The sequence below is a fragment of the Xanthomonas sacchari genome (genome assembly GCF_040529065.1).
Taxonomy (GTDB): Bacteria; Pseudomonadota; Gammaproteobacteria; order Xanthomonadales; family Xanthomonadaceae; genus Xanthomonas_A; species Xanthomonas_A sacchari.
In genome coordinates this window covers 3980612-4006741 of the sequence record NZ_CP132343.1, presented here as the reverse complement: position 1 = coordinate 4006741, position 26130 = coordinate 3980612, and the positions used below count along the sequence as shown (strand labels likewise).

At 70.2% G+C, this 26130-nt stretch carries 14 protein-coding genes; 13 read left to right on the top strand and 1 reads right to left on the bottom strand.

The genetic code is table 11. The annotated features are described in order from the left end of the window. The first annotated feature begins 108 nt into the window (after positions 1-108). From acnD to prpF, 3 genes are all read left to right on the top strand, one after another. Positions 109-2724: a Fe/S-dependent 2-methylisocitrate dehydratase AcnD gene (gene acnD / locus RAB71_RS16820; RefSeq protein ID WP_010342448.1), complete on the top strand. Its 2616-nt coding sequence runs from the start codon at positions 109-111 to the stop codon at positions 2722-2724. Positions 2725-2790: 66 nt separating this feature from the next. Then, on the top strand, positions 2791-3258 hold the full coding sequence (locus RAB71_RS16815; RefSeq protein WP_029562013.1) for an SRPBCC family protein: 468 nt from the start codon (positions 2791-2793) through the stop codon (positions 3256-3258). A 37-nt stretch (positions 3259-3295) separates the two neighbouring features. Beyond that, complete coding sequence (prpF, locus tag RAB71_RS16810; protein ID WP_104609539.1) at positions 3296-4489, top strand: 2-methylaconitate cis-trans isomerase PrpF; 1194 nt, start codon at positions 3296-3298, stop codon at positions 4487-4489. 59 nt (positions 4490-4548) lie between these two features. On the opposite strand, the gene RAB71_RS16805 is transcribed toward prpF, so the two are convergent. Continuing rightward, entirely contained in the window at positions 4549-5148 is a 600-nt protein-coding gene (locus tag RAB71_RS16805; protein ID WP_234006535.1) for a hypothetical protein, read from the bottom strand. A gap of 548 nt (positions 5149-5696) precedes the next feature. Here RAB71_RS16805 and RAB71_RS16800 point away from each other — a divergent pair. The 10 genes from RAB71_RS16800 to RAB71_RS16755 all read left to right on the top strand — a co-directional run bounded on the left by RAB71_RS16800 (position 5697) and on the right by RAB71_RS16755 (position 25529). Beyond that, positions 5697-7916: a TonB-dependent receptor gene (locus tag RAB71_RS16800; RefSeq protein ID WP_010342442.1), complete on the top strand. Its 2220-nt coding sequence runs from the start codon at positions 5697-5699 to the stop codon at positions 7914-7916. 75 nt (positions 7917-7991) lie between these two features. Further along, positions 7992-8981 carry a nucleoside hydrolase gene (locus RAB71_RS16795; RefSeq protein ID WP_029562012.1) on the top strand — a complete coding sequence of 330 codons (990 nt, stop codon included), beginning with the start codon at positions 7992-7994 and terminating at the stop codon, positions 8979-8981. A gap of 502 nt (positions 8982-9483) precedes the next feature. Further along, the gene (locus tag RAB71_RS16790) at positions 9484-14373 is read left to right on the top strand and encodes an alpha-2-macroglobulin (RefSeq protein ID WP_175300593.1); all 4890 of its coding nucleotides are present in this window, start codon (positions 9484-9486) and stop codon (positions 14371-14373) included. Positions 14374-14643: 270 nt separating this feature from the next. Beyond that, the gene (locus tag RAB71_RS16785) at positions 14644-15300 is read left to right on the top strand and encodes an HAD family phosphatase (RefSeq protein WP_050946564.1); all 657 of its coding nucleotides are present in this window, start codon (positions 14644-14646) and stop codon (positions 15298-15300) included. Between the two features lie 247 nt (positions 15301-15547). After that, entirely contained in the window at positions 15548-18463 is a 2916-nt protein-coding gene (locus RAB71_RS16780; protein WP_010342437.1) for a TonB-dependent receptor, read from the top strand. Between the two features lie 19 nt (positions 18464-18482). Beyond that, on the top strand, positions 18483-19424 hold the full coding sequence (locus RAB71_RS16775) for a glycerophosphodiester phosphodiesterase family protein (RefSeq protein WP_010342436.1): 942 nt from the start codon (positions 18483-18485) through the stop codon (positions 19422-19424). A gap of 147 nt (positions 19425-19571) precedes the next feature. Then, on the top strand, positions 19572-20822 hold the full coding sequence (locus RAB71_RS16770) for an efflux RND transporter periplasmic adaptor subunit (protein WP_041499976.1): 1251 nt from the start codon (positions 19572-19574) through the stop codon (positions 20820-20822). A gap of 21 nt (positions 20823-20843) precedes the next feature. After that, entirely contained in the window at positions 20844-21614 is a 771-nt protein-coding gene (locus RAB71_RS16765) for an ABC transporter ATP-binding protein (protein WP_010342434.1), read from the top strand. Next, complete coding sequence (locus RAB71_RS16760) at positions 21611-24052, top strand: ADOP family duplicated permease (protein WP_104609538.1); 2442 nt, start codon at positions 21611-21613, stop codon at positions 24050-24052. Before RAB71_RS16765 ends, RAB71_RS16760 begins: the two co-directional genes overlap by 4 nt. Positions 24053-24134: 82 nt before the next feature. After that, positions 24135-25529, top strand: a complete 1395-nt coding sequence (locus tag RAB71_RS16755; protein ID WP_010342431.1) for a sigma-54 dependent transcriptional regulator — start codon at positions 24135-24137, stop codon at positions 25527-25529. The last annotated feature ends 601 nt before the right edge of the window (positions 25530-26130 follow it).

The following is a 26130-nucleotide window of genomic DNA, read 5'->3' as shown; positions in this document are numbered from 1 at the left end:
AATCGGGTTGCACCAGGCTTCGCCCGTACCCTCATCCGCCCCTTCGGGGCACCTTCTCCCGAAGGGAGAAGGGGTCCTGTCTTCGCTTTTTTTCTACTGTAGCCAGCCATGAACAGCCACTACCGTAAATCCCTGCCCGGCACCGCGCTGGACTACTTCGACGCGCGTGCCGCAGTCGATGCGATCAGCCCGGGCGCCTATGCCGGCCTGCCCTATGTGTCGCGCGTGTTCGCCGAGAACCTGGTGCGCCGCTGCGATCCGGACCTGCTGCACGAGGCCTTGCTGCAGTTGATCGAGCGCCGCCGCGACCTGGATTTCCCGTGGTTTCCGGCGCGGGTGGTGTGCCACGACATCCTCGGCCAGACCGCGCTGGTCGACCTGGCGGGACTGCGCGACGCCATCGCCGAGCAGGGCGGCGACCCGGCCAAGGTCAATCCGGTGGTGCCGGTGCAGTTGATCGTCGATCACTCGCTGGCGGTGGAGTGCGGCGGCGACGATCCGCAGGCCTTCGCCAAGAACCGCGCGATCGAGGATCGCCGCAACGAGGATCGCTTCCACTTCATCGATTGGAGCAAGCGCGCGTTCCGCAACGTGGACGTGATCCCGCCGGGCAACGGCATCATGCACCAGATCAATCTGGAGAAGATGTCGCCTGTGATCTACGTGCACGACGGCGTCGCGTTCCCCGATACCTGCGTGGGCACCGACAGCCACACGCCGCACGTGGACGCGCTGGGCGTGATCGCGATCGGCGTCGGCGGGCTGGAAGCGGAGAGCGTGATGCTCGGCCGCGCCTCGTGGATGCGCCTGCCGGACATCGTCGGCGTCGAACTGAGCGGCCGGCCGCAGCCCGGCATCACCGCCACCGACGTGGTGCTGGCGCTGACCGAGTTCCTGCGCCAGGAGCGCGTGGTCGGCGCGTACCTGGAGTTCTTCGGCGAAGGCGCCGCCGCGCTGACCATCGGCGACCGCGCCACCATCTCCAACATGTGCCCGGAATACGGCGCCACCGCGGCGATGTTCTACATCGACCAGCAGACCCTGGACTACCTGCGCCTGACCGGGCGCGAGGAAACGCAGGTGGCGCTGGTGGAGCAGTACGCGCGCACCACCGGGCTGTGGGCCGATGCGCTGGCCACCGCGCAGTACGAGCGCGTGCTGCGCTTCGACCTGTCGCAGGTCGTGCGCAACATGGCCGGCCCCAGCAATCCGCACAAGCGCGTGGCGACCACCGAGCTGGCCGCGCGCGGCATCGCCGACGCCAGCAAGCTGGCCGCCGGCCAGGCCGAGCAGGCGCAGGGGCGCATGCCCGACGGCGCGGTGATCATCGCCGCCATCACCAGTTGCACCAACACCTCCAACCCGCGCAACGTCATCGCCGCCGGCCTGCTGGCGCGCAATGCGCGCGCGCGCGGCCTGGTCCGCAAGCCGTGGGTGAAGACCTCGTTGGCGCCGGGCTCCAAGGCGGTGCAGCTGTACCTGGAAGAGGCCGGCCTGCTGCCGGACCTGGAGGCTTTGGGCTTCGGCATCGTCGCCTTCGCCTGCACCACCTGCAACGGCATGAGCGGCGCGCTGGATCCGCGCATCCAGCAGGAGATCGTGGAGCGCGACCTGTACGCCACCGCGGTGCTGTCGGGCAACCGCAACTTCGACGGGCGCATCCATCCCTACGCCAAGCAGGCGTTCCTGGCCTCGCCGCCGCTGGTGATCGCCTACGCCATCGCCGGCACGGTGCGCTTCGACATCGAGAAGGACGTGCTGGGCACCGACGCCGACGGCCGCGAGGTGCGGCTGAAGGACATCTGGCCCAGCGACGCCGAGATCGATGCGGCGGTGCGTGCCGCGGTGAAGCCGGAGCAGTTCCGCCGCGTCTATGCGCCGATGTTCAACGTGCGCGTGGAGCAGGGCGCGCCGGTGGCGCCGCTGTACGCCTGGCGCCCGCGCAGCACCTACATCCGTCGCCCGCCGTACTGGGAAGGCGCGCTGGCCGGCGAACGCACGCTGCGCGGCATGCGCGCGCTGGCGGTGCTCGGCGACAACATCACCACCGACCACCTGTCGCCGTCCAACGCGATCCTGGCCGACAGCGCCGCCGGCGAATACCTGGCGCACATGGGCGTGCCGGAGGAGGACTTCAACTCCTACGCCACCCATCGCGGCGACCACCTCACCGCGCAGCGCGCCACTTTCGCCAACCCGAAGCTGATCAACGAAATGGCGGTGGTCGACGGCAAGGTGAAGCAGGGCTCGCTGACCCGGCTGGAGCCGGACGGGCAGGTGCTGCGCATGTGGGAGGCGATCGAAACCTACATGGCGCGCAAGCAGCCGCTGATCGTGATCGCCGGCGCCGACTACGGCCAGGGCTCCTCGCGCGACTGGGCGGCCAAGGGCGTGCGCCTGGCCGGGGTCGAGGCGATCGTGGCCGAGGGCTTCGAGCGCATCCACCGCACCAACCTGATCGGCATGGGCGTGCTGCCGCTGCAGTTCCTGCCGGGCACCACGCGCACGACCCTGGGCATCGACGGCAGCGAGACCTTCGACGTGGTCGGCGCGCGCACCCCGGGCGCCACGCTGACCCTGCGTATCGTGCGCAGGGACGGCGCCGCGGTGGAGGTGCCGGTGCTGTGCCGGCTGGACAGCAACGAGGAAGTGTCCATCTACGAGGCCGGCGGCGTGCTGCAGCGCTTCGCCCAGGATTTCCTCGAGGACGCCCGCAGCGCCTGAGCCGGCTGCCGCTGTCATCGGGCGCGTGCCATGCTGGGCGCGCCCGCCACCGCCGAGGAGACCGCCATGACCACGTCCGCCGCCACCACCGGGACAGTCCACCTGCATCGCGTGCTGCGCGCGCCGGCCGAGCGCGTCTACCGCGCCTTCCTGGAGCCGGCGGCGTTGGCCAAATGGCTGCCGCCGCATGGCTTCGTCGCCACCGTGCACGCGCTGGACGCGCGGGTGGGCGGCAGCTTCCGGATGAGTTTCACCAACCTCGGCACCGGCACCAGCAGTTCCTTCGGCGGCACCTACCTGGAACTGGTGCCCGGCCAGCTGATCCGCCACACCGACCGCTTCGACAACCCGGACCTGCCCGGCGAGATGATCGTGACCGTGCGGCTGCGACCGGTGGCCTGCGGTACCGCGTTGGAGATCGTGCAGGAAGGCATCCCGCCGCAGATCCCGGTGGAGTTCTGCCACCTCGGCTGGCAGGAGTCGCTGACCCTGCTGACGCAACTGGTCGAACCCGAGATTCCCGATTCGCCCTGATCCGCCGTCTCTTCTTTCGTACGCACCCGGAACCGCCATGGCCCACGCTCCGCAACTCCGCATCCCCGCCACCTACATGCGCGGCGGCACCTCCAAGGGCGTGTTCTTTCGCCTGCAGGATCTGCCCGCGGCGGCGCAGACGTCGGGCCCGGCGCGCGATGCGCTGCTGCAGCGGGTGATCGGCAGCCCCGATCCCTACGCCAAGCAGATCGACGGCATGGGCGGGGCCACCTCCAGCACCAGCAAGACCGTGATCGTGGCGCCGAGCACGCGCCCGGACCACGACGTGGACTATCTGTTCGGCCAGGTGGCGATCGAGCGCGCCTTCGTGGACTGGAGCGGCAACTGCGGCAACCTGTCGGCGGCGGTGGGGCCGTTCGCGATCGCCGCCGGGTTGGTCGATCCGGCGCGGATTCCGCGCGATGGCGTGGCCACGGTACGGATCTGGCAGGCCAACATCGGCAAGACCATCGTCGCGCAGGTGCCGATGACCGACGGCGCGGTGCAGGAGACCGGCGATTTCGAGCTGGACGGGGTGACCTTCCCGGCGGCGGAGATCGCGCTGGAATTCCTCGACCCGGCCGCCGACGAGGACGGCGCCGGCGGCGCCATGTTCCCCACCGGCCACCTGGTCGACACGCTGGAGGTGCCCGGCGTCGGCAGCTTCCAGGCGACCCTGATCAACGCCGGCATTCCCACCATCTTCCTCGATGCGCAGGCGCTGGGTTACCAGGGCACCGAACTGCAGGACGCGATCAACGGCGATGTGCAGGCGCTGCAACGCTTCGAAACCATCCGCGCGTACGGCGCGCTGCGCATGGGCCTGATCGCCACGCTGGAAGACGCAGCGACCCGCCAGCACACGCCCAAGGTCGCCTTCGTCGCGCCGCCGGCCGACTACATCGCCTCCAGCGGCAAGCCGGTGGCGGCTGCCGACATCGACCTGCTGGTGCGGGCGATGTCGATGGGCAAGCTGCACCACGCGATGATGGGCACCGCGGCGGTGGCGATCGGCACCGCCGCGGCGATCCCCGGCACCCTGGTCAACCGCGCCGCCGGCGGCGGCGAACGCACGGCGGTGCGCTTCGGCCATCCCTCCGGCACCTTGCGGGTCGGCGCCGAGGCGCGCCAGGTGGACGGCCAGTGGACCGTCACCAAGGCCTTGATGAGCCGCAGCGCGCGCGTGCTGATGGAAGGCTGGGTGCGGGTGCCGGAGACGCCGGCGGGCTGAGCCGGCAGGCCGTGCGCAGGCACAGCTCCGCACGGCACCGCCAACGCTGATGGGACCGCTCAACTGCAGTCCGCGTTGAGCGACGGGTAGGCCGTGTTGAGCAGCCACTTGCCGCTCGTGGCCTTCGAGTTGGCGTACCAGAAGCAGACCTTGACCGGCTTGAACTTGCGCCAGTTGGTGCAGATGCCGTCCCCGTCCGCGGAGGTGCAGGCCCATCCCGCGGTGATGCCGACACTGGCCGCATCGACGATGTCCTTCGGGCCGCCACTGGTGCCGCAGTCGACGTGCTTGCCGGTCGTGGCGGCTGCCCACTTGCTGAAGGCGCCCTGGAACGTCGTCCAGTCGGCGAACGCCGATTTCCCGAGCTGACTCTGCGCGCCGCTGGGCGGCAGCGGCGTCGTGGCGTTCTGCATGTGCAGGCCGACATGCCCGCCAATGCCGCCAGCGTCGCGATTGGCGGTGTCCGACGCGGTGCTGGCCACGATGTTGTCGACCGTGGTGCAGGTCTTGGCCTGGGCGGAACAGGTGAGCAGCGTCGCGCAGAGCACGGCGACGAGGGACAGGGATCGGGGTGTGAACATCGGGGTCTCTCCAGGGCAGCGCGGATGCGCGCTCTTCAGACGTCGGCAGCGGTCGCTGTGTGAAGCGGCGCGCGGCATGCGATGCGATTTCGTGCGGCCTGGGTGGGCTTGCGGCAGCGGGATGGACTTTTGCGCTGCTGGCGTTCCGGCCGCGGGCGCAGGACGTGCGGTTTGGCGTGGTCGCTTGGAAGAGCGGTGTGCCATGGATCGAGCGTCGTCGCGGCATGTTGCTGCCACCGGTGCGCCAAAGCGGTCTGGAGCCTGAGGGCCTCGCGCGTCGGGACTGAAGTCCCTCCCACAGGGCATCTCTGCGGTTCCGTGCTCTGCCGCCAGCGTCACGGCCACGGCCACCGGCGACCGCGCGCTGTGCCTGTCCTTGTGGGAGGGAATTCAGTCCCGACGCGACCAAAAGCGGCTGCGGCCATCCGAGAAGGGAAGCCGGCCGGGGCCGGCAGGCGAGCCGCCGCCGCCAGCCCCGCTTTTGCCAATCCCGACTCCCCAATCCCAAATCCCCACCCCAGCAGATGACGCCGGCCGCCACAGGATGTATATTTTGTGTTAATTATGCTGCGGCGCGGCAAGGACTCGGCGCGCTCCCGATCACGTCCACCCATCCCGGAGTTCCCATGTCTGCCAGTTGGTCGCTGCGCGCCAGTGCGCTTGCCGTTGCCGTCGTTTCCGCGCTTTCGTTCCCCGCCGCCGCCCAGCAGGCGGACAGCACCGACGGGGTCGCCCGTCTGGACACGATCAAGGTCACCGCCGAGCGCCGTGCCGAGGACTCCAAGGACGTGCCGGTGTCGGCCAGCGTGCTGCGCCCGGAATACCTGGACGCCATCGCCACCAGCGGCTCGGACGTGCGCGTGCTGGCCGGCAAGGCGCCCAGCCTCAACGTCGAGTCGTCCAACGGCCGCGTGTTCCCGCGCTTCTACATCCGCGGCTACGGCAACACCGACTTCAACACCTACGCCTCGCAGCCGGTGTCGCTGATCTATGACGATGTGGTCGCCGAGAACGCGTTCCTGAAGGGCTTCCCGATCTTCGACCTGCAGAGCCTGGAAGTGCTGCGCGGCCCGCAGGGCACGCTGTTCGGCCGCAACACCCCCGCCGGCGTGGTCAAGTTCAACTCGGTCAAGCCGACCATCGGCGCCAACGACGGCTATGCCAGCCTGTCCTACGGCACCTACGGCACCATGACCATGGAAACCGGCCTGAGCGTGGCGATGGGCGACAAGTGGGCCGCGCGCCTGTCGGCGCTGGGCCAGCGCCGCGGCGACTGGGTCGACAACACCGTCGACAACCGCTCCTTCGAAGGCTACATGGACTCGGCGGTGCGCCTGCAGGTGCTGTTCCAGCCGGGCGAGGACTTCAGCGCGCTGTTCAACGCGCACGCGCGCCACCTCGACGGCACCGCGCGGCTGTTCCGCGCCAACATCTTCCAGCCGGGCACCAACCAGCTGGTCGCCGGCTTCGACCCGGACAAGGTGTCCATCGACGGCAAGAACACCCAGGAACTGCAGACCTACGGCGGCAGCGCCAACCTGACCTGGGACCTGGGCGACATCGTGCTGCACTCGATCACCGGCTACGAGGGCATCGGCAAGTACTACAGCCGCGGCGACATCGACGGCGGCTACGGCGCGGTGTTCGCGCCGCCGTCCGGCCCCGGGGTGATCCCGTTCCCGGTGGAGACCGCCGGCGGCATCAAGAACCTGGACCAGTATTCGCAGGAGCTGCGCGCCGAGTCGCAGTACGCCGGGCCGCTGAACTGGCAGGCCGGCCTGTACTACTTCAACGATTCGGTGGAAGGCGAGAACTACACCTACAACACCCTGGCCGGCGGCACCCTGGCCAGCTACCAGCTGACCCGCCAGCGCAACACCTCGTGGGCGGCGTTCGGTTCGCTGAACTACGCGGCCACCGAGCGCCTGAACCTGCGCGCCGGCATCCGCTACACCTACGACAAGAAGACCTTCGACGTGCTCGCGCTGGACCGCGTGACCCTGCAGCAGCCCTCCAGCGGCAGCACCGACAATTCCAAGGTCACCGGCGACCTCAGCGCCACCTACACCATCAACGACAACGTCAACGTCTACGGGCGCGCTGCCCGCGGTTTCCGCGGCGCCAGCTTCGGCGTGCCGTCGGCCACCGCGCCGCTGACCGTGGCCGCGCCGGAGACCGTGGACTCCTACGAGATCGGCATCAAGTCCGACCTGTTCGACAAGCGTGCGCGCCTGAGCTTCGACGTCTACGACTTCAAGGTGAAGAACCAGCAGTTGACCGCGGTCGGCGGCGCCTCCAACGACGTGCGCCTGCTCAACGCCAAGGCCTCCAAGGCGCGCGGCGCCGAGTTCGACTTCGAAGCGCTGCTGACCCAGAACCTGCGCATGACCCTGGGCGGCGCCTACAACTGGACCCGCATCGAGGACCCGACCCTGTCGGTGGGCGTGTGCCGCACCTGCACCGTGACCGATCCGATCAATGCCTCCGGCCGCGCGCTGATCGACGGCAACGTGCTGCCGCAGGCGGCCAAGTGGATGGGCAACGCGACCCTGCGCTACGGCATCCCGGTCGGCGACGACGCCGAGTTCTTCTTCTTCACCGACTGGTCCTACCGCAGCGAGATCAACTTCTTCCTGTACGACTCGCGCGAGTTCGTCGGCCAGCCGCTGCTCGAGGGCGGTGCCAAGATCGGCTACAACTGGGGCGCCGGCGCGTACGAGGTCTCGGTGTTCTGCCGCAACTGCACCAACCAGATCCGCGCCACCGGTGCGATCGACTTCAACAACCTCACCGGCTTCATCAACGATCCGCGCATCGTCGGCGCGCAGTTCCGCGCCAACTTCTGATCCGCGGCCCCGCCGTTGCAACACCGACCGCCGGCTATCATGCCGGCGGTTCTTTTTTGGGAGACGCGCATGCGCGTGCTGAAGCAATGGGCGGCGTCGGCGCTGCTGATCGCGGCGACCTGGGCGGCCGATGCGGTGGCGGCGTCAGCGCCAACGACGAGCGCGCCGGTGCAGAAGGTGGTGGTGTCCACCGATGTCGGCGACGACATCGACGATGCGTTCGCGCTGGCGCTGCTGTTGCGCAGCCCGGAGTTGCAGGTGCTGGGCATCGCCTCGGCCTGGGGCGACACCGGCCTGCGCGCGCAACTGCTGCAGCGGCTGCTGCAGCAGGCCGGGCGCAGCGACATCCCGCTGGCGATCGGCCAGCGCACCGACAGCACGATTCCCTTCAGCCAGGCGCGCTGGGCGGCGAAGGGGACGCTGCCGCGCAAGGCGCCGGATGCGGCCGCTTTCATCCTGGCGCAGGCGCGGCGCTATCCCGGCCAGGTCACCCTGCTGGTGCTCGGCCCGCTGACCGACGCGGCGCGCGCGCAGCAGCGCGACCCGGCCGGTTTCGCGCAGCTCAAGCAGGTGGTGCTGATGGGTGGTTCGGTACGCGTGGGCTACGGCAAGTCGCGCTACCGCCCACCGAGTCCGCCGGCGGCCGAATACAACATCGCCGCCGACATCCCCGCCGCGCAGCGCGTGTTCGGCGCCGGCGTGCCGATCGTGATGCTGCCGCTGGACGCCACCCAGGTGACCCTGGAGGAGCCGGAGCGGGTGGCGCTGTTCGCCCATGGCGAGCCGCTGACCGACGCACTGGCGCAGCTCTACTACCAGTGGCGCGACACCGACCAGCCCTGGGCCAGCGCCACCCCGACCCTGTTCGACGTGGTGCCGGTGGCGCAGTTGCTCGACCCGGGCCTGTGCCCCACCGTGCCGTTGCGCATCGTGGTCGACGACAAGGGCTATACCCGCGAGACGCCGACGGCGGACGCGCCGGGGGCTGCGGCCAACGCGCAGGTCTGCCTGGCGCTGGACCGGCCGCGGCTGATCGCGCTGTACATGCGGCGGTTGCTGCGCTGACGTGTCGTCGCGATGAGCGAGGCAGTTGGCTGCTTCGTTGCTCTGCAGTCGGGACTGAAGTCCCTCCCACAGGGGAGTCAATCCGATGGCCCATGCCGAAGGCACCCGCGGCGCAAGCCTCATGTGGGAGGGACTTCAGTCCCGACGAGTGGCGCCATCGGCGCACCCAGTGCCGTCGCGGTGGGGCCGAAGTCCTCCAACCTGGCCTCAAGGCGAGAGCCCATGACTACTCAGGGGTAGGCGCGGCTTCAGCCGCGACCCGCGTTCCCGGTAAAGCCCGTCGCGGCTGAAGCCGCTCCTACGGAGGCTCCATGGCGATCGGTGGCGTGGTTGCGGGACGTGCTTCCGCGCCGACGGCGGCCTGCCGCACACACGCCGACGGATGGTGCACCGTCGCCCCTCCTGACCGTCGCGCCGGCGCTTTATACTCGCGCCACATTCACGGAGCGAACGCATGCACACGGATTCGAAGCGGCGCTGGGCGGGCCTGCGCGCGGGGTTGATGGGGACGTTCTTGCTGCTGGGCTTGGCGCTGGCGCTGGGCGGCTGCAAGCGCAACGAATCCGGGCAGTTGCCCGAAGCCAGCGGCGAGCCGGTGAAGGGGCAGAAGGAAGCGATGAAGGGCTTCGGCCTGGTCCGCGCCTATCCCGACCAGAAGGGCGACGGGCTGTCGCTGGCGCTGGAGTTCTCGCGGCCGCTGGTCGGCACCCAGGATTTCGACAAGCTGCTGCGCTTCGAGGAGAAGGTCGGCACCGACGAGAGCGCCTGGTCGCTGTCCGACGACGGCAAGACCCTGCGCTATCCCTACGTGGAAGCGGCCAAGGACTACACCGTGGTGATCTCGGCCGACCTGCTGGCCGCCGACGGCAGCCGCCTGGGCAAGCCGCTCAAGCAGAAGGTCTACACCGGCGAACTGACCCCGGCGGTCGGCTTCGCCTCGCAGGGCAGCGTGCTGCCGGCGCGCGAGAGCCGCGGCCTGCCGGTGGTCTCGCTCAACGTGCCGGAAGTGGACGTGGAGTTCATGCGGGTCAAGGACAGCGCGCTGCCGGCGTTCTTCGCCCAGTACCAGCGCGGCGGCCGCCGCGGCACCTGGGAGCTGGACAGCGACTACGGCGACCACACCCCGATCTCGCAACTGGCCGACTCGGTCTATACCAACCGCTTCGTGCTCGGTGGCGACAAGAACGAGCGCGCGCTGACCTACCTGCCGATCCAGGAGATCAAGGAACTGCAGGCGCCGGGCCTGTACTTCGCGGTGCTGCGTCGCCCCGGCAAGTTCGACAACGAGTACGACACCGCCTTCTTCACTGTCAGCGACATCGGCCTGCACGCGCGCGCCTACAAGGACAAGCTGTTCGTGCACACCGCCTCGCTGCAGAGCGGCGAGCCGCTGAAGAAGGTGGAACTGCGCGTGCTCAACGCCGACGGCGAGCTGTTCCTGAAGGGCCAGACCGACGATAACGGCAATGCGCTGCTGAACTACACGCTCGACGCCGGCCAGGTGCTGGTGGCGCGCAGCGGCACCGACCTGTCGATGCTGCCGTTCAACCAGCCGGCGCTGGACCTGAGCGAGTTCGCCGTGGCCGGGCGCGAGAACGCCTGGTTCGACGTGTTCGCCTGGTCCGGCCGCGACCTGTACCGCCCCGGCGAGACCGTGCGGGTGTCGGCGCTGCTGCGCGACAACGACGGCAAACCGGTGCCGACCACCGGCAAGGGGGCGCAGCCGGTGTTCCTGCGGCTCAAGCAGCCCGACGGCAAGATCTTCCGCGAGACCCGGCTGCAGCCGGGCGAGCAGGGCTATTTCAGCTTCGAGCAGTTGATCCCCGCCGATGCGCCGACCGGGCGCTGGCAGGTGGAGTTCCGCACCGACCCGACCAGCAAGGAAGCGGTGCAGGGCATGACCCTGCGCATCGAGGAATTCCTGCCCGAGCGCATGAAGCTGGACCTGGACAGCGCGCAGAAGACGCTTAAGCCGGGCGAGCCGTTCAAGCTGCAGGCCACTGCCGCCTACCTGTACGGCGCGCCTGCCGCGGGCAACCGTTTCACCGCCAAGCTGGCGGTGGCGGTCGAGCAGCATCCGGTGGAGGCGCTGCCGGGCTACTTCTTCGGCGACCCGACCCTGCAGTTGCCGCGCGAGGCCAAGGACGTGGTCGATACCGAGTTCGGCGCCGACGGCAAGCTCAGCGAGGACCTGGCGCTGCCCGACGAGGCCAAGCCGACCAGCACCATCGCCGCGCTGGTCTCGGCCAGCGTGTACGAGACCGGCGGCCGCACCGTCACCCGCACGCTCAAGCGCGTGCTGTGGCCAGCGCCGGCGCTGGTCGGCGTGCACCCGCTGTTCGACGACAAGGACGGTGCCGACGCCAACGCCAACGCGCGCTTCGAACTGATGCGGGTGGATGCACAGGGCAAGCCGCAGCCGGCCAAGGGCCTGAAGGTGACCCTGGTGCGCGAGCTGCGCGACTACCACTGGGCGTTCACCGACAACCGCTGGGACTACGACTTCACCCGTCGCTTCGAGAACAAGCAGACGCTCACCGTCGATGCCGGCGCCAGCGCCGCCAAGTTCGATTTCCCGGTGGAGTGGGGCGAGTACCGGGTGGACGTGTTCGACCCGGCCACCGGTCTGACCACGCGCTATCCGTTCCACGCGGGCTGGAGCTGGAACGACGACAACCGCGGCCTCGACGCGCGCCCGGACAAGGTCAAGCTGGCGCTGGACAAGACCGGCTACAAGGCCGGCGACACGCTCAAGGTCACCCTGACCCCGCCGCATGCCGGCCCCGGCCTGCTGATGGTCGAGAGCGACCGCATGCTGTACGTGCAGGACATCGACGTGAAGCCGGGCAGCAGCTTCGAGATCCCGGTGACCAAGGACTGGGAGCGCCACGACGTCTATGTCACCGCCCTGGTGTTCCGCGGCGGCTCGGCGCCGAGCAAGATCACCCCGGCGCGCGCGGTCGGCGTGGCCCACGTGCCGATGGACCGCAAGGCCCGGCGCGTGGCGGTGGGCCTGGTCGCGCCCAAGCAGATGCGCCCGGAGCAGCCGCTGCCGGTGACGGTGAGCGTGCCGGAACTGGCCGGCAAGCAGGCGCACGTGACCATCTCCGCGGTGGACATGGGCATCCTCAACATCACCCGCTTCCCGGTGCCCGACGCCAACGCGCAGTTCTTCGCGCAGCGGCGCCTGGGCGTGGACGCCTACGACATCTACGGCCGGGTCATCGAGAGCTTCGAGGGCGGCACCGGCAAGCTGCGCTTCGGCGGCGACATGGCGCTGGCGGCCTTGCCGCAGGCCAAGCGGCCGACCGCGCGGGTGCAGACGGTGGACCTGTTCTCCGGCCCGGTGCAGCTCGACGCCAAGGGCAACGCCCGCGTGCAGTTGCCGGTGCCGGACTTCAACGGCACCCTGCGCGTGTCTGCGCTGGTCTATTCGGACGAGCGCTACGGCAACCGCGATGTGGAGACCCTGGTGCGCGCGCCGATCGTGGCCGAGGCCAGCATGCCGCGGGTGATGGCGCCGGGCGACCGCAGCACGGTGACCCTGGACGTGCAGAACTTCACCGGCCAGCCGGGCGAGTTCAAGGTGCGGGTGGACGGCGAAGGCCCACTGGCGATCGCCGACAACGCGCGCAGCGCCAAGCTGGGCAAGGACGGCAAGGCCACGCTGAGCTTCCCGCTGGTGGCGCAGGAGGGCTACACGGTGGCCAAGGTGCGGGTGCGGGTGGAAGGCAATGGCTATGCCGCCGACCGTCGCTACGACCTGCCGGTGCGCGCGGCGTGGCCGTCGGTGCTGCGCACGCAGACCCGCGTGCTCGACCCGTTGGCGCCGGTGACGCTGGGCGCCAGCGATGCCGAAGGCCTGATGGCCGGCTCGGTCACCGCGCGCATGCTGGTCAGCGCCTTGCCGCCGATCCCGTTCGCCAGCGCCCTGCAGGGCGCGCTGGAATACCCCTACGGCTGCGCCGAGCAGACCACCAGCAAGGGCTACGCCGCGCTGCTGCTCGACGAGGCCACCGCGCGCCTGCTCGGGGTCAAGGGCCTGGATGCGGCCACGCGCCGCGCGCGCATGGAAGGCGCGTTCGGGCGGCTGGCTTCGATGCAGGTGTCCAGCGGCCACTTCTCGATGTGGGGCGACGACGGCTACGTCAATCCGGGGCTGACCCCGTACATCGCCGAGTTCCTGCTCGACGCCAAGGACGCCGGCTTCGCGGTGCCCGACAACGTGCTGCAGAAGGCGTTGAACCGGCTCAGCGAGGACCTGCTGTCCGGCGGCAACAACTTCTACGGCCAGGACCGCCGCGAGAACCTGAAGTTCGCCAACCAGGCCTGGTCCGGCTACGTGCTGGCGCGGGTCAACCGCGCGCCGCTGGGCACGCTGCGCGCGCTGTACGACAACGACCGCGGCAAGGCGCTGACCGCCCTGTCGCTGGTGCACCTGGGCGTGGCGCTGTCGCTGCAGGGCGACAAGAAGCGCGGCGAAGCGGCGATCGCCGCCGGTTTCGCCAAGGACAGCGCCGACCGGCCGCGCTACTTCGGCGACTACGGCAGCGTGGTCCGCGACGACGCGCTGATGATCGCCCTGCTGCACGAGCGCGGCCTGGCCAAGCCCGAGTACGACGCACGGGTGATGGCGCTGGGCCGCGAACTGGACGCGCGCCGCCGCGGTGGCTGGCTGTGGCTGAGCACGCAGGAGCAGGTGGCGCTGGCGCGCATGGGCAAGGCCTTGCTCAACAGCCAGACCGCGCAGGTGTCCGGGCAGTTGAGCATCGGCGACAGCAGCGAGGCGATCGCCCCGGTCAAGGCCTTCGGCCGCCAGTTCGGCGAGGCCGAGCTCGCGCGCGGCGTGCACTTCGTGCCGCAGGGCCAGCCGCCGCTGTACGCCAGCCTGGAAATCGCCGGCGTGCCGCGCACCCCGCCGGTGGCCGACGACAGCACGCTGAAGGTGGAGCGCAGCTTCTACGGCACCGACGGCAAGCCGTGGACGCCGCAGCCACTGAAGGAGGGCGAGGCGCTGATCGTGCGCGTCACCATCACCTCCGACACCAGCATGCCCGACGCGCTGCTGACCGACCTGCTGCCGGCCGGCCTGGAGATCGAGAACTTCAACCTGGGCGACGCCAAGCAGTGGGCCGACGTGGTGGTGGACGGCATCGAGATCAGCGACCGCTCCAACGCCGCCGACGTCAAGCACGAGGAGTTCCGCGACGACCGCTATGTGGCCGCGCTGAGCCTGTCGGCGGGCAGCAAGGCGCAGGTGTTCTACCTGGTGCGCGCGGTGACCCCGGGCACCTACACGGTGCCGCCGTCGCTGGTCGAGGACATGTACCGCCCCGACCTGCGCGGCGTGGGCCGCAGCAACCCCGGCACGATCAACGTCGTGCAGCCCTGAAGAAAGCCCCCTCTCCCTGCGGGAGAGGGGCCGAGGGTGAGGGTCCGACCGCCAGGGAAGCCGCCTGACTCCCCTCCCCCCGGGAGAGGGGCTGGGGGTGAGGGTACGACCGCCAGGGACGCCCACCAGCAACGCCGCCATCCCCCCAGGGGCCGGAGACGAAGGGACGCCGGCCAGCACTGTCAGCCAGAAGGGACGGCTACCATGACCGCCGCACCCAGCGCACGCCTGGTCCGCCGCTGCGTCCCCCTCTCGTTCCTGGAGCCTGTCATGCCCCCCGCATCCTCTCCGCCTGCCGCCCCCCACCTGGACACCGTGGTGTTCGATCTCGGCGGTGTCCTGATCGACTGGAACCCGCGCCACCTGTATCGCCGCCTGTTCGACGACGAGGCGGCGATGGAAACCTTCCTGCGCGAGGTCTGCAGCCCGCAGTGGAACGAGCGTCAGGACGCCGGGCGGCCATGGCAGGAGGCGGTGGCCGAACTGAGCGCGCTGCATCCGACGCATGCGCCGATGATCGCCGCCTACCACGCGCGCTGGCCGGAGATGCTGGGCGGGGCGCTGGACGCCACGGTGGCGGTGCTGGAGGAACTGCGCGGGCAGGGCGTGCGGCTGTACGCATTGACCAACTGGTCGCACGAGACCTTCCCGATCGCGCGCGAACGCTATCCGTTCCTGCAGTGGTTCGAAGGCGTGCTGGTGTCGGGCGAGGAGCGCCTGGTCAAACCGGACCCGGCGATCTTCGCGCTGCTTTGCGAACGCTATGCGATCGACCCGGCGCGGGCGGTGTTCATCGACGACGCGCCGCGCAACGTGCACGCCGCCGCGGCCACCGGCATGCACGCGTTGCAGTTCCGCGACGCCGTCACCTTGCGCGAGGACCTGGTCGCACTGGGCCTGCTGCCGCCGCGCGCGCCAGCGACCTGATCCGCGCCGCGCCGTCGCCGCGCCCTGGCGATCACGGTGCCCGCGCGTTTGCGCCGGCAGCGATGCCATGGGCCGCTCCACCCCCTGAGAGCGGCCGGCCGTTCGCCGATGCCGTACGAAACGCCGTTGCCAGCGCCGGGCGGGCGCTGTCGCCAGGCTTTCCGATGGCCGCCATCGCTTCGTCATATCCCTGGGATTAAATAACGAACTTTAAGTTACTTAATTAGGTCAACCAGGGGACATCGCCATGCAACCACTCACCCATCGGCGCCGCGCGCTGATCGTCTGCGCGCTCGCCGCCAGCTGCCAGGCCGCGCTGGCGCAGGACGCCGCATCCACCACGGCGACGCTCGCCGCCGACGCCAGCACTGTCGCCGCGCCGGCCGTCGGCGACACCGCGCCAACCTCCACGTCCGATACCGCGCCGAACGCCGCCGCCAGCGACGACGGCACCACCACGCTGTCCAGCGTGATGGTCACCGGCGTGCGCAAGGCCAATGCCGCCGCGATCGAGAGCAAGCGCGCGGCCACCAACATCACCGACGTGGTCAGCTCCACCGACGTGCGCGCGCTGCCCGACACCACCATCGTCGAGGCGCTGCGCCGCATCCCCGGCCTGTCGGTGCTGCCGGCCACCGACAACGAACATCCGCGCGACGAAGCCGCCACCCCGGTGCTGCGCGGCCTCGGTCCGTCCTACAACAACGTCACCATCGACGGCCTGACCGTGGCCTCGCCGGGCACGCCCAACGGCACGCTCGGCTCGATCACCCGCGGCGTGCGCCTGGACATCCTGCCGGCCTCGATGGTCAGCGAACTGCAGGTCATCAAGACCTTCACCCCGGACCTGGACCCGAACGCCACCGGCGGTGCGATCAACCTCAAGACCCGCAGCGCGTTCGAGAACGGCGGCAAGCCGTTCTTCACCGCCGAGGCTTCCCTGGGCCATGCCAACGACGTCGGCAAGCCGCGCGACCAGGACGACCCGGGCTACCGCCTGCTCGCCACCGGCAGCCGCACCTTCGGCAGCGAGGGGCAGTACGGCCTGACCCTGTCCGGCAACTACCAGACGCTGAGCAGCTACACCGAAACCCACATGACCACCGACACGGTGCACTACGGGTTCTACGACAACAGCGGCGTACTGCAGAGCGGCACCAACCTGGGCAACGGCTGGGCCGTGCCGCAGCAGGACAAGTACTGGTACGTGATGGACAAGCGCGACCGCTACGGCCTCACCGGCAAGTTCGAGGCGCGGTTGAGCGAATCCCTCCAGGCCTACGCCGTGGCCGGCTACTACTACTTCCGCGACAACATGGAGCGCAACGAGATCATCCTCGATCCGCGCAACCGCAACCGCGTCTACAACCAGACCGCCACCAGCGGCACGTATCCGGTCGGCGACGTGGAAGTGGGCTACTCCAATCAGATCACCACCACCCGCACCAAGCTCGGCCAGACAGGTTTCGAGTGGCGCCCGGATGACCGCCAGGTGCTGTCGGCGCGCGCGTCCTGGTCCGATGCCACCTATGCCGAACCGATCAAGATGATCAAGTACGTCACCGGCGCGCAGCGCCCGGCCGCGGTGCCCACCGGGCAGACCGGCGCCGGCGTCACCGTGGTGCCGACGGCGGCCTATGGCTTCAACTACGACACCTCCGCGCTCAACCAGCGCTTCCCGATGTCGGCGCAGTCGTACTACAACTACGACAACTACAGCCTGCTGTACTGGCGCCCGGACTACCAGCGCAATGCGCGCGACAAGGTGCTCACCGGGCGCCTGGACTACGCCTTCAACCGCGGCGAGATGGACCGCGGCGTCGGCTTCGGCAGCGGCCTCAGCTACACCCGCGACGAACCCGGCTTCGACATCTACCGCGTCGAATACCAGCCCAACCGCAGCGCGCCGCTGCTGAAGATCGCCGACGTGCTGGCGCCGTCGAACGCGCCGATGCGCTACCTGGGCCTGAACCTGATCGCGATCGATCCGGACAAGGCCAACCAGATCCTCAGCGCCACCCCGCTGAGCGCGTTCAACCGCACCGACCAGAGCGCCTTCAGCAACCAGGACAACTTCAGCCATCGCGAAGAAATCTTCGGTGCCTACGGCCTGGTCGGCTATCGCGCCGACGATTTCGATGTGGAAGCCGGCCTGCACTACGACCATACCGACCAGTCCACGGTCGGCCGCCAGCGGCAACTGGACGCGGCCACCGGCAGCTACGTCTACGTCGATGCGCCGACCGATTCGCGCTATGCGAAGGTGCTGCCGTCGGCGGTGATGACCTACCACGTCAACGACCGCCTGGACCTGCGCGCCGGCGCCAGCCGCACGCTCGGCCGCCCGCCCTACGACGCCTATGCCGCGCGCACCTCGATCAGCTTCGTCAACAGCAGCGACATGGGCAATCCCAACGCGCAGGGCGTGACCGTCACCATCGGCAACCCCGACATCAAGCCGCGCGTGTCCACCAACCTGGACCTGTCGCTGGAATGGCGCCTGCCCGACGATTTCGACGGCATGCTCGCCGCGGCACTGTTCGACAAGCGCATCCAGGACGAGATCTTCACCCTCTCGCGCACCGACCAGTTCAGCTTCAACGGCACCACTTATTCCAACGTGCTGATCAGCACCCCGGCCAACGCCGCCAAGGCGCACGTGCGCGGCCTGGAATTGACCGCGGTGTTCAACACCTTGTTCCCGGGCGTGCCGGCGCTGTCCGGCCTGGGCGCCAGCGCCAACCTGGCGCTGCTCGATGGCGGCATGGACGTGCCGTTCACCAGCGGCAGCGCGCCCAACCTGGTGCAGAGCCAGCGCACCGTCGATCGCCTGGTCGGGCAGCCGGGCTACACCGCCAATGCCTCGCTGTTCTACACCGTCGGCGGGGTGGAGCTGCGCGCGGCCTACAACCGCCAGGGCAAGGCGCTGCGCGCCATCGTCAGCAACATCGCCTGGCAGGATCTGTACTGGGCGCCGCGCTCGCAGTTGGACCTGTCGGCGACCTGGGCGGTGAGCAAGCAGCTCAGCGTGGTCGGCCAGATCAGCAATGTCACCCACAGCCGCCTCACCAGCTTCACTGGCCCCGGCGAGAACCTGCTGAAAGACAGTTATTCGATGCCGACCACCTACTGGCTCGGCCTGCGCTTCACCCCGTCGCTGTGACCGTTGCCGGAGACCTTCCATGAACCTGCTTTTCTCGCGCGGTGCGATCATTGCCGCACTGCTGACCGCCACGGCCCCGGCCGTCGCCGCCATCGCCCCGATCCAGGCGCGCCTGGCCAATCCCGATGGCGGCATCTTCGTCGTCGCCCACCGCGGCTGCCACAACCCCGCGCCGGCGCATGGCTTCGCCGGGCATGCGCCGGAGAACTCGCTGCTGGGCCTGGAGCGCTGCGTGGCGCTGGGCGTGGACATGCTGGAAACCGACATCCGCCGCGCTGGTGACGGTACCCTGGTGATGTTCCATGACGCCACCGTCGACCGCACCACCGACGGCACCGGCAAGGTCGCCGAACTGACCTGGCCGCAACTGTCGCGGTTGCGCCTGCGCGACGACGAGGGCGGGGCCGACGCGCCGCTCACCGACCAGCATCCGCTGACCCTGCAGCAGATGCTGGCCGCGGCCAAGGGCCGGATCATGCTCAACCTCGACGTCAAGGCGCCGATCTACGCCGAGGTGGTCGAGGCGGTGCGCCGCGCCGGCATGGAGCGCCAGGTGGTGGTCAAGACCGAAGTCGGCGTCGCCAGCCAGAATCTGGCATCGATGCCGCCGTTCGACCAGATCAACTTCACCCCGGTGCTGCTCAACCCGCCGGGCACCGACGACCTGGTGCAGACCGTGCGTACCCAGACCGACGGCAAGGTGCGGCCGGTGGCGATCGAACTGCCGCGGATGCGCCTGGCGCAACTGCCGGCGGTGGCGGCGCTGGCCAAGCAGCGCCACGTGCGGCTGCTGGTCAATACGCTGTGGGAGGGCTTCGTCGCCGACGTCGGTGGCGATGCCGATGCGGTGCGCGATCCGGAGGCGGTGTGGGGGCGGCTGTACCGTGCCGGCATCGGCGCCTTCCAGACCGACGAACCGGAAGCGCTGTTGCGCTATCGCGCTTCGCTGGAAAAGCCGTGAGCTGCGCGTGACCGCGCCACTGTCCGGAATCGGTCGGTGGGCGACCGCTTGCGGACGTGGCGATTGCGCGCGTCGCCAGCGCAGCATAGGTAATTCAATGCGTTAGCGTGGTTCGGTGCTTGGCACGCAGCCTGCTGCACAGCAGGCATGGATATCGCGAAATCCCCGAACCGTTCGTTCTGGCGCCAGCGCCGCCGCTGGCTGGTGGCGGCCGCCATTGGCGTGGTGCTGTTGGGCGTGGCGCTGCTCGGCAGCGGCCGCGCCGCACCGCGGGTGGCGCGCAGCGAAGTGTGGATCGATGCGGCCACGCGCGGCGAGATGCGCCGCGAGGTCCGCGCCAACGGCGTGCTGGTGCCGCGGCAGATCCGCTGGATCACCGCAGGGGCGCCGGCCACGGTGCAACAGGAACTGGTCGAGGCCGGCGCGCGCGTGCAGGCCGACACGCCGCTGCTGCAATTGGCCAATCCCGAACTGGAGGCCGGCCTGGACCGTGCCCGCGCCGCGCTGGTCGCTGCCGATGCCGACCTGGCCGCGCTGCACGCGGCACTGGCCTCGCAATTGCTCGACCAGCAGGCGCTGCAGGCGCAGGCCGAGTCCGAGTTGCAGATCGCGCAGATCAAGGCCAAGGCCTACCAACGCGGCCACGACGGCGGCGCGATCTCGGTGATCGACCTGACGCAGAGCCAGATCGTCGAGGCGCAGCAGCGCGGCCACGCCGACATCGAGCGCAAGCGCGTGGCCGCGTTCCGGCAGAACATGGCCGCGCAACTGCGCGCGGCACAGGCACGGCGTGACCAGGCCGCCAGTGCGCTGGCCATCGCCACGCAACAGGCCGACTCGCTGCAGGTGCGTGCCGGCAGCGACGGCATCCTGCAGCAGGTGGACGTGGAGCCCGGCCAGCGCGTCGAGGCCGGCGCCAAGCTGGCGCGGGTGGCGCGCCCGGACGACCTGCTGGCACGCCTGCAGGTGCCCGAAGTCCTGGCCAAGGACGTGATCGAAGGCCTGCCGGTGGCGGTGGACACGCACAACGGCGTGGTTCGCGGGCAGGTGACGCGAATCGATCCGGCGGTGCGCAGCGGCAGTGTGGCGGTCGACGTGCGGCTGATGCCGCCGTTGCCGCCCGGCGTGCGCCCGGACCTGTCGGTGGACGGCCGCATCGTGCTCGGCACGCTGCGTGACGTGATCAGCATCCCGCGCCCGGCGCTGGCCGTGCCCAACGCCGCCGGCAGCCTGTTCGTGCTGCGCGACGGCGGCGACACCGCGCAGCGCATCCGCGTGCGCTTCGGCGCCGCCTCCAGCGACCGCATCGAAGTCCGCGCCGGCCTGCGCGCCGGCGACCGCGTCGTGCTGTCCGACACCAGCCAGTGGAATGCCGACACCACCTTGCGCTTACGCTAGCCTCACCAGGAGAGATCCCGCATGACCGCAGTTCCCGCACCTTCCGCCGCGCCGCTGATCCACCTGCAAGGGCTGAGCAAGGTCTTCCACACCGAAGAAGTGGAGACCCATGCCCTGGCCGAGATCGCACTGGACGTGGCGCCTGGCGATTTCGTCGCCATCACCGGCCCCTCCGGCTGCGGCAAGTCCACCCTGCTGTCGATCCTGGGCCTGCTCGATGCGCCCAGCGGCGGCACCTACCGGCTCAACGGCCGCAGCGTTGCCGAGCTGGATACGGTCGGCCGTGCGCGCATCCGCAACGCCGAGATCGGCTTCATCTTCCAGGCCTTCAACCTGATCGCCGACCTCACCGTGGAAGAGAACGTGGCGCTGCCGCTGACCTACCGCGAGGGCGCCCAGCGCGGCCAGATCCGCCAGCGCGTGCGCGAGGTGCTGGAGTTGGTCGGCATGCAGCATCGCCACAAGCACTATCCGGGGCAGTTGTCCGGCGGCCAGCAGCAGCGCGTGGCGGTGGCGCGCGCACTGGCCGGCAACCCGTCGATCCTGCTCGCCGACGAACCCACCGGCAACCTGGACAGCCGCAACGGCGAGGCGGTGATGCAGTTGCTGGAACAACTGCACGACAACGGCACCACCTTGTGCATGGTCACCCACGATCCCGCGTTCGCGCGGCGCGCGCAGCGCATCGTGCACATGCTCGACGGCCGCATCGTCGACGAGGACACCTTCGAGCGGTTGCGCCACGAACAGGACGTGGCGCTGCCGGCACGCACCGCGGGGCAGGCACGATGAGCGCCGCCCTGCAGTGGGCCGAGATGCGGCAATCCTGGCGCACGCTGGCGCGCAAGCCGGGTTATCTGCTACTGGCGATGCTGACCCTGGCGCTGGGCGTGGCCACCACCACCGCGGTGTTCGCGCTGCTCGACCAGGCCTTGCTGAAGCCGCTGCCGTTCCCGCAGCCGGAGCGGCTGGTCACCCTCGGCCTGTCCAGCGACCCTGGCCGCAATGTCGCGGCACCCGGCTACTACCCGGTGTTGCGGCGCATGTCGAGCCTGCAGTCGATCGGCATCCTGCGCGCGTTTCCGGTGCCGGCCAACATCGCCCGCGGCGATGCCAGCGAGGTGGTTGCCTCGATCAGTGCCGATGCCGGCGTCCTGCGCACGCTTGGCCTGCCGATGGCGGCGGGGCGCAACTTCAGCGACGAGGAAAGCCGGCCTGGCGGGCCGCAGGCGGTGATCCTCAGCCACCGCTTCTGGCAGCGCTATTTCGGCGGCGATCCGGCGGCGGTGGGGCGTGCCCTGCAGGTGGAAGGCAAGCCGGTGCAGATCGTCGGCGTATTGCCGGCGGACTTCCCCTGGGCCGAACCGTTCGACCTGATCCGCAACATGCAGCCGGACCTGGCTGCGACCAACCTGTCCACCAACGAGATCGTGGTGGCGCGGTTGCGACCCGGGGTCAGCGTGGCCGCGGCGTCCGCGCAGACCGCGACGACGCTGCAGGCCCTTTTGCGCAACAGCCCGCACATGGACGCGTCGTGGTGGGCGTCCTTGCAGCGACGGCCGCCCAATGCGCTGCCGTTGCAGGACAGCCTGTACGACGCCAATAGCGGCAACACGCTGTGGCTGTTCTTCGCCGCGGCCGCCTGCGTGCTGGCGATCGCCGCGATCAACCTGACCAGCCTGATGGTGTTGCGCGCGCTCGGGCGCAGTCACGACAGCGCGGTGCGTGCCGCACTGGGCGCCTCGTGGCTGCGGTTGAGCCTGCCGGCGCTGGCCGAAGGCGTGCTGATCGGCGCCCTCGGCAGCCTGGCCGGCCTGGCGCTGGCCTGGCTTGGCCTGCGCCTGCTCGGCGACTGGGTGCCGCTGATGTGGATGCGCGGCGCGGCGCCGCACCTGACCGGTGCCAGCGTGCTGTTCGCGCTGCTCGCCGGTGGCGCGACGGCGCTGTTGGCCGCAGCGCTGGGCATCGTCCGCGGTCGCCGCCGCAACCTGGTGGTGGAACTGGTCGGCGGCGGTCGCGGCGGCTGGAGCCTGCAGGCCGGCCGCCTCGGTCGTGTCCTGGTGATCGCGCAGGTGGCGATCGCCGTGGTGCTGCTGATCGGCGCGGCGTTGTTCACCCGCACCTTGCAGAAGTTGGCGGAGATGCCGATGGGCTTCGAGAGCCGCTCGGCGGTGGTGTTCACCCTGGCGCCGGTGAAGGAGCGCTATGTCACCGCGGCCGCTGCGGTGGAGCAGACCCGTCGCATCGTCGCGCGGCTGCAGCAGGTACCGGGCATCGAACGCGTGGGGGTTTCGACCAATCCGCCAACGGCCACGCAACTGAGCTGGAGCGTGGAGGTCAACGATGGGTCCTCCGTCGACAGCCAGTACCGGCTGGCCACGCCGCAGTTCCTGGATGTGTTCCGCATCCCCTTGCTGGCCGGGCGCGGGATCGCCGACAGCGATGTGGCCGGCGCCGAGCGGGTCTGCGTGGTCAGCGCCAGCTTCGCCGCGCGCTACCTGCACGGGCAGGCGCTCGGCAAGCTCGTCACCTTGCCCGACGACGGCGGCGACCAGCGTTTGACGATGCGGGTGGTCGGCGTGGTCGGCGACGTGCGCCATACCAGCCCGGCCGAGCCGCCGGAGCCGACCGTCTACCAGCCGCTGGCGCAGATGGGCGAGCCGATGTGGCAGATCATCCGCAGCTTCGGCGCATTGACCTACGCCGTGCAGCTGCGTGCCGGCGCGCTGGGTGCCGACGAGCGTGCGCTGCGTGCCGCGATCGACGAAGTGGCGCCACAGCAGCCGATCGCCGGCCTGCAGCCGATGCAGGCGCTGGTCGCCAGCACCACCGGCGAACAGAAGCTCAACCTGCTGCTGGTCGGGCTGTTCGCTGGGCTGGCGCTGCTGCTGGCCGTGGTCGGCCTGTACGCGGTGATGGCGGTGGCGGTGGCCGCGCGCCAGCACGAGTTCGGCGTGCGCGCCGCGCTCGGCGCACCTCCGGCGCGGCTGCGGCGGCAGGTATTGGGCGAGGCCGGCGTGCAGATCGGGGTGGGCCTGCTGCTGGGCCTGGGGGTGGCGATGGCGGTATCGCGGCTGCTGCAGCGGTACTTGTTCGAGGTGCGCGTGGCCGACCCGCTGGCGATCGGCGCAGTGCTGCTGGTGCTGACCGCGGCCGGCCTGCTCGCCGCGCTGGCGCCGGCGCGGCGCGCGGCGCGGGTGCCGCCGATGCAGGCCTTGCGCGCCGAATGATCCGCGTCGCCTCCCGATGCCGGTGCGCCACGACGGTGGGCGTGGCGCGTGTCCCGCGCGCCCGGCCGCTAGACTCTGCGCCATGACCGACACCCGCACACCGCCCTTGCCGCGCATCCTCGTCGTCGACGACCAGGCCGACGTGCGCGAGGCCCTGCGCATGCTGCTCAAGAGCGCCGGCTACGGCATGGTCGGCGCCGAGTCTCCGGAACTGGCGCTGGCCTGCCTGCGCGGCGACGCGTTCGCCGCGGTGCTGGTGGACATGAACTATGCGCGCGACACCACCTCCGGCGCCGAAGGCCTGGCGCTGATTGCGCAGATCGCCGCGCAGTGGCCGGGGCTGCCGGTGATCGCGATGACCGCCTGGGCCAGCATCGAGTTGGCGGTGGCGGCGATGCGCGAGGGCGCGGTGGATTTCATCGAGAAGCCCTGGCAGAACGCGCGCGTCCTGGCGGTGCTGGAGAGCCGCATCGCACTGGACCGCAGCCGCCGCGCCGCGCAACGGCTCGGCGAAGCGCAGGCGCTGTTGCTGCAGGATGGCGCCGCTGGCTTCGTCGCCGAATCGGCACCGATGCAGCGCCTGGTCGAGGATCTGCTGCGCATCGCCGGCAGCGGCGCCAACGTGCTGCTGCTGGGCGAGAACGGCACCGGCAAGAGCCTGCTGGCGCAGTTGCTGCACCAGTGGTCGCCGCGCCGCACGCAGGCCTTCGTCAAGGTCAACATCGGCGGCCTGGCGCCGACCCTGTTCGAGGCCGAACTGTTCGGTCACGTGCGCGGCGCCTACACCGACGCGCGCCAGGATCGCGCCGGCCGTTTCGAACTGGCCGACGGCGGCACCCTGTTCCTGGACGAGATCGGCAACCTGCCGCTGCAGCAGCAGCCCAAGCTGCTGCGCGCGATCGAGGACGGCGAGTTCGAGCGACTCGGCTCCTCGCGCACGCAGCGGGTGGACGTGCGCATCGTCGCGGCGACCAATGCCGATCTGGAGGCGGACGTGGCGGCCGGCCGCTTCCGCCAGGATCTGCTGTACCGGCTCAACACCTTCCAGGTGCGCGTGCCGCCGCTGCGCGAGCGCGGCGCCGACATCCTGCCGCTGGCGCGGCATTACCTCGCCGCCGCCTGCACCCGCTACCGGCGGCCGCTGCCGACGCTGGCACGCGACGCCGAGCGCGCGCTGCTCGGTTATGCCTGGCCCGGCAACGTGCGCGAGCTGGCGCATGCGATGGAGCGTGCAGCGCTGCTGGCCGACGGCAGCGTCCTGGACAGCGACGACCTGCGCCTGCAGCCGGCGACGAACGCTGCGCCGGCACTGTCGACGCAACTCACCCTGGAAGAAGCTGAGGCGCTGCTGCTGAAACAGGCGCTGGCGCAGCACCAGGGCAATCTGCAGCGCACCGCCGACCAGCTCGGCATCACCCGGCAGAGCCTGTGCCGGCGCCTGGGCAAGCACGGGCTGCGCAGCGATGACGCCGGCTGAGCGACAGCGCTTCCGGCCGCTGTGGCTGGTGGCGCCGGCTTCGCTGGCCTTGGTGCTTGTGCTCGCCGCCGGCGCGCCGCGGTGGCCCGAGGCGCTGCTGTTGCTGCTGTGCGTGCTGCTGCTGACCGCGGCGCTGTGGCGCTGGCAGCAGCGCGACGCCGGGCAGCGTCTGCGCACCCTCGGCGGCCTGCTGGACGCGCTGCGCGAAGGCGACTACAGCGTGCGTGCGGCGCAGGACGCGCGCGATGCCGACGGCCTGCTGGGGCGCTTCAACGCCCTGGCGCAACGCCTGCAGGACGAACAGCGCGATTCGCACGAAAGCCTGCAACTGCTGAGCAAGACCCTGGCGGCGCTGGACGGGGCGGTGTTCGCGTTCGAGCAGGACCAGCGCCTGCGCCTGGTCAATCCGGCCGGCGAGCGCCTGCTCGGCGTCGCCGCGCCGCAGGCGATCGGGCAATCCGCGCAGGCGTTGGGACTTGCCGGCCTGTTCGACGTGCCGTCGGGCAGCATCCAGGCGCATGCATTCGCCGGGCAGCAGGGGCGCTGGCAGATCGGTCACGCCGCCTTGCGCAGCCGCAGCCAGGCCGGGCGGTTGCTGCTG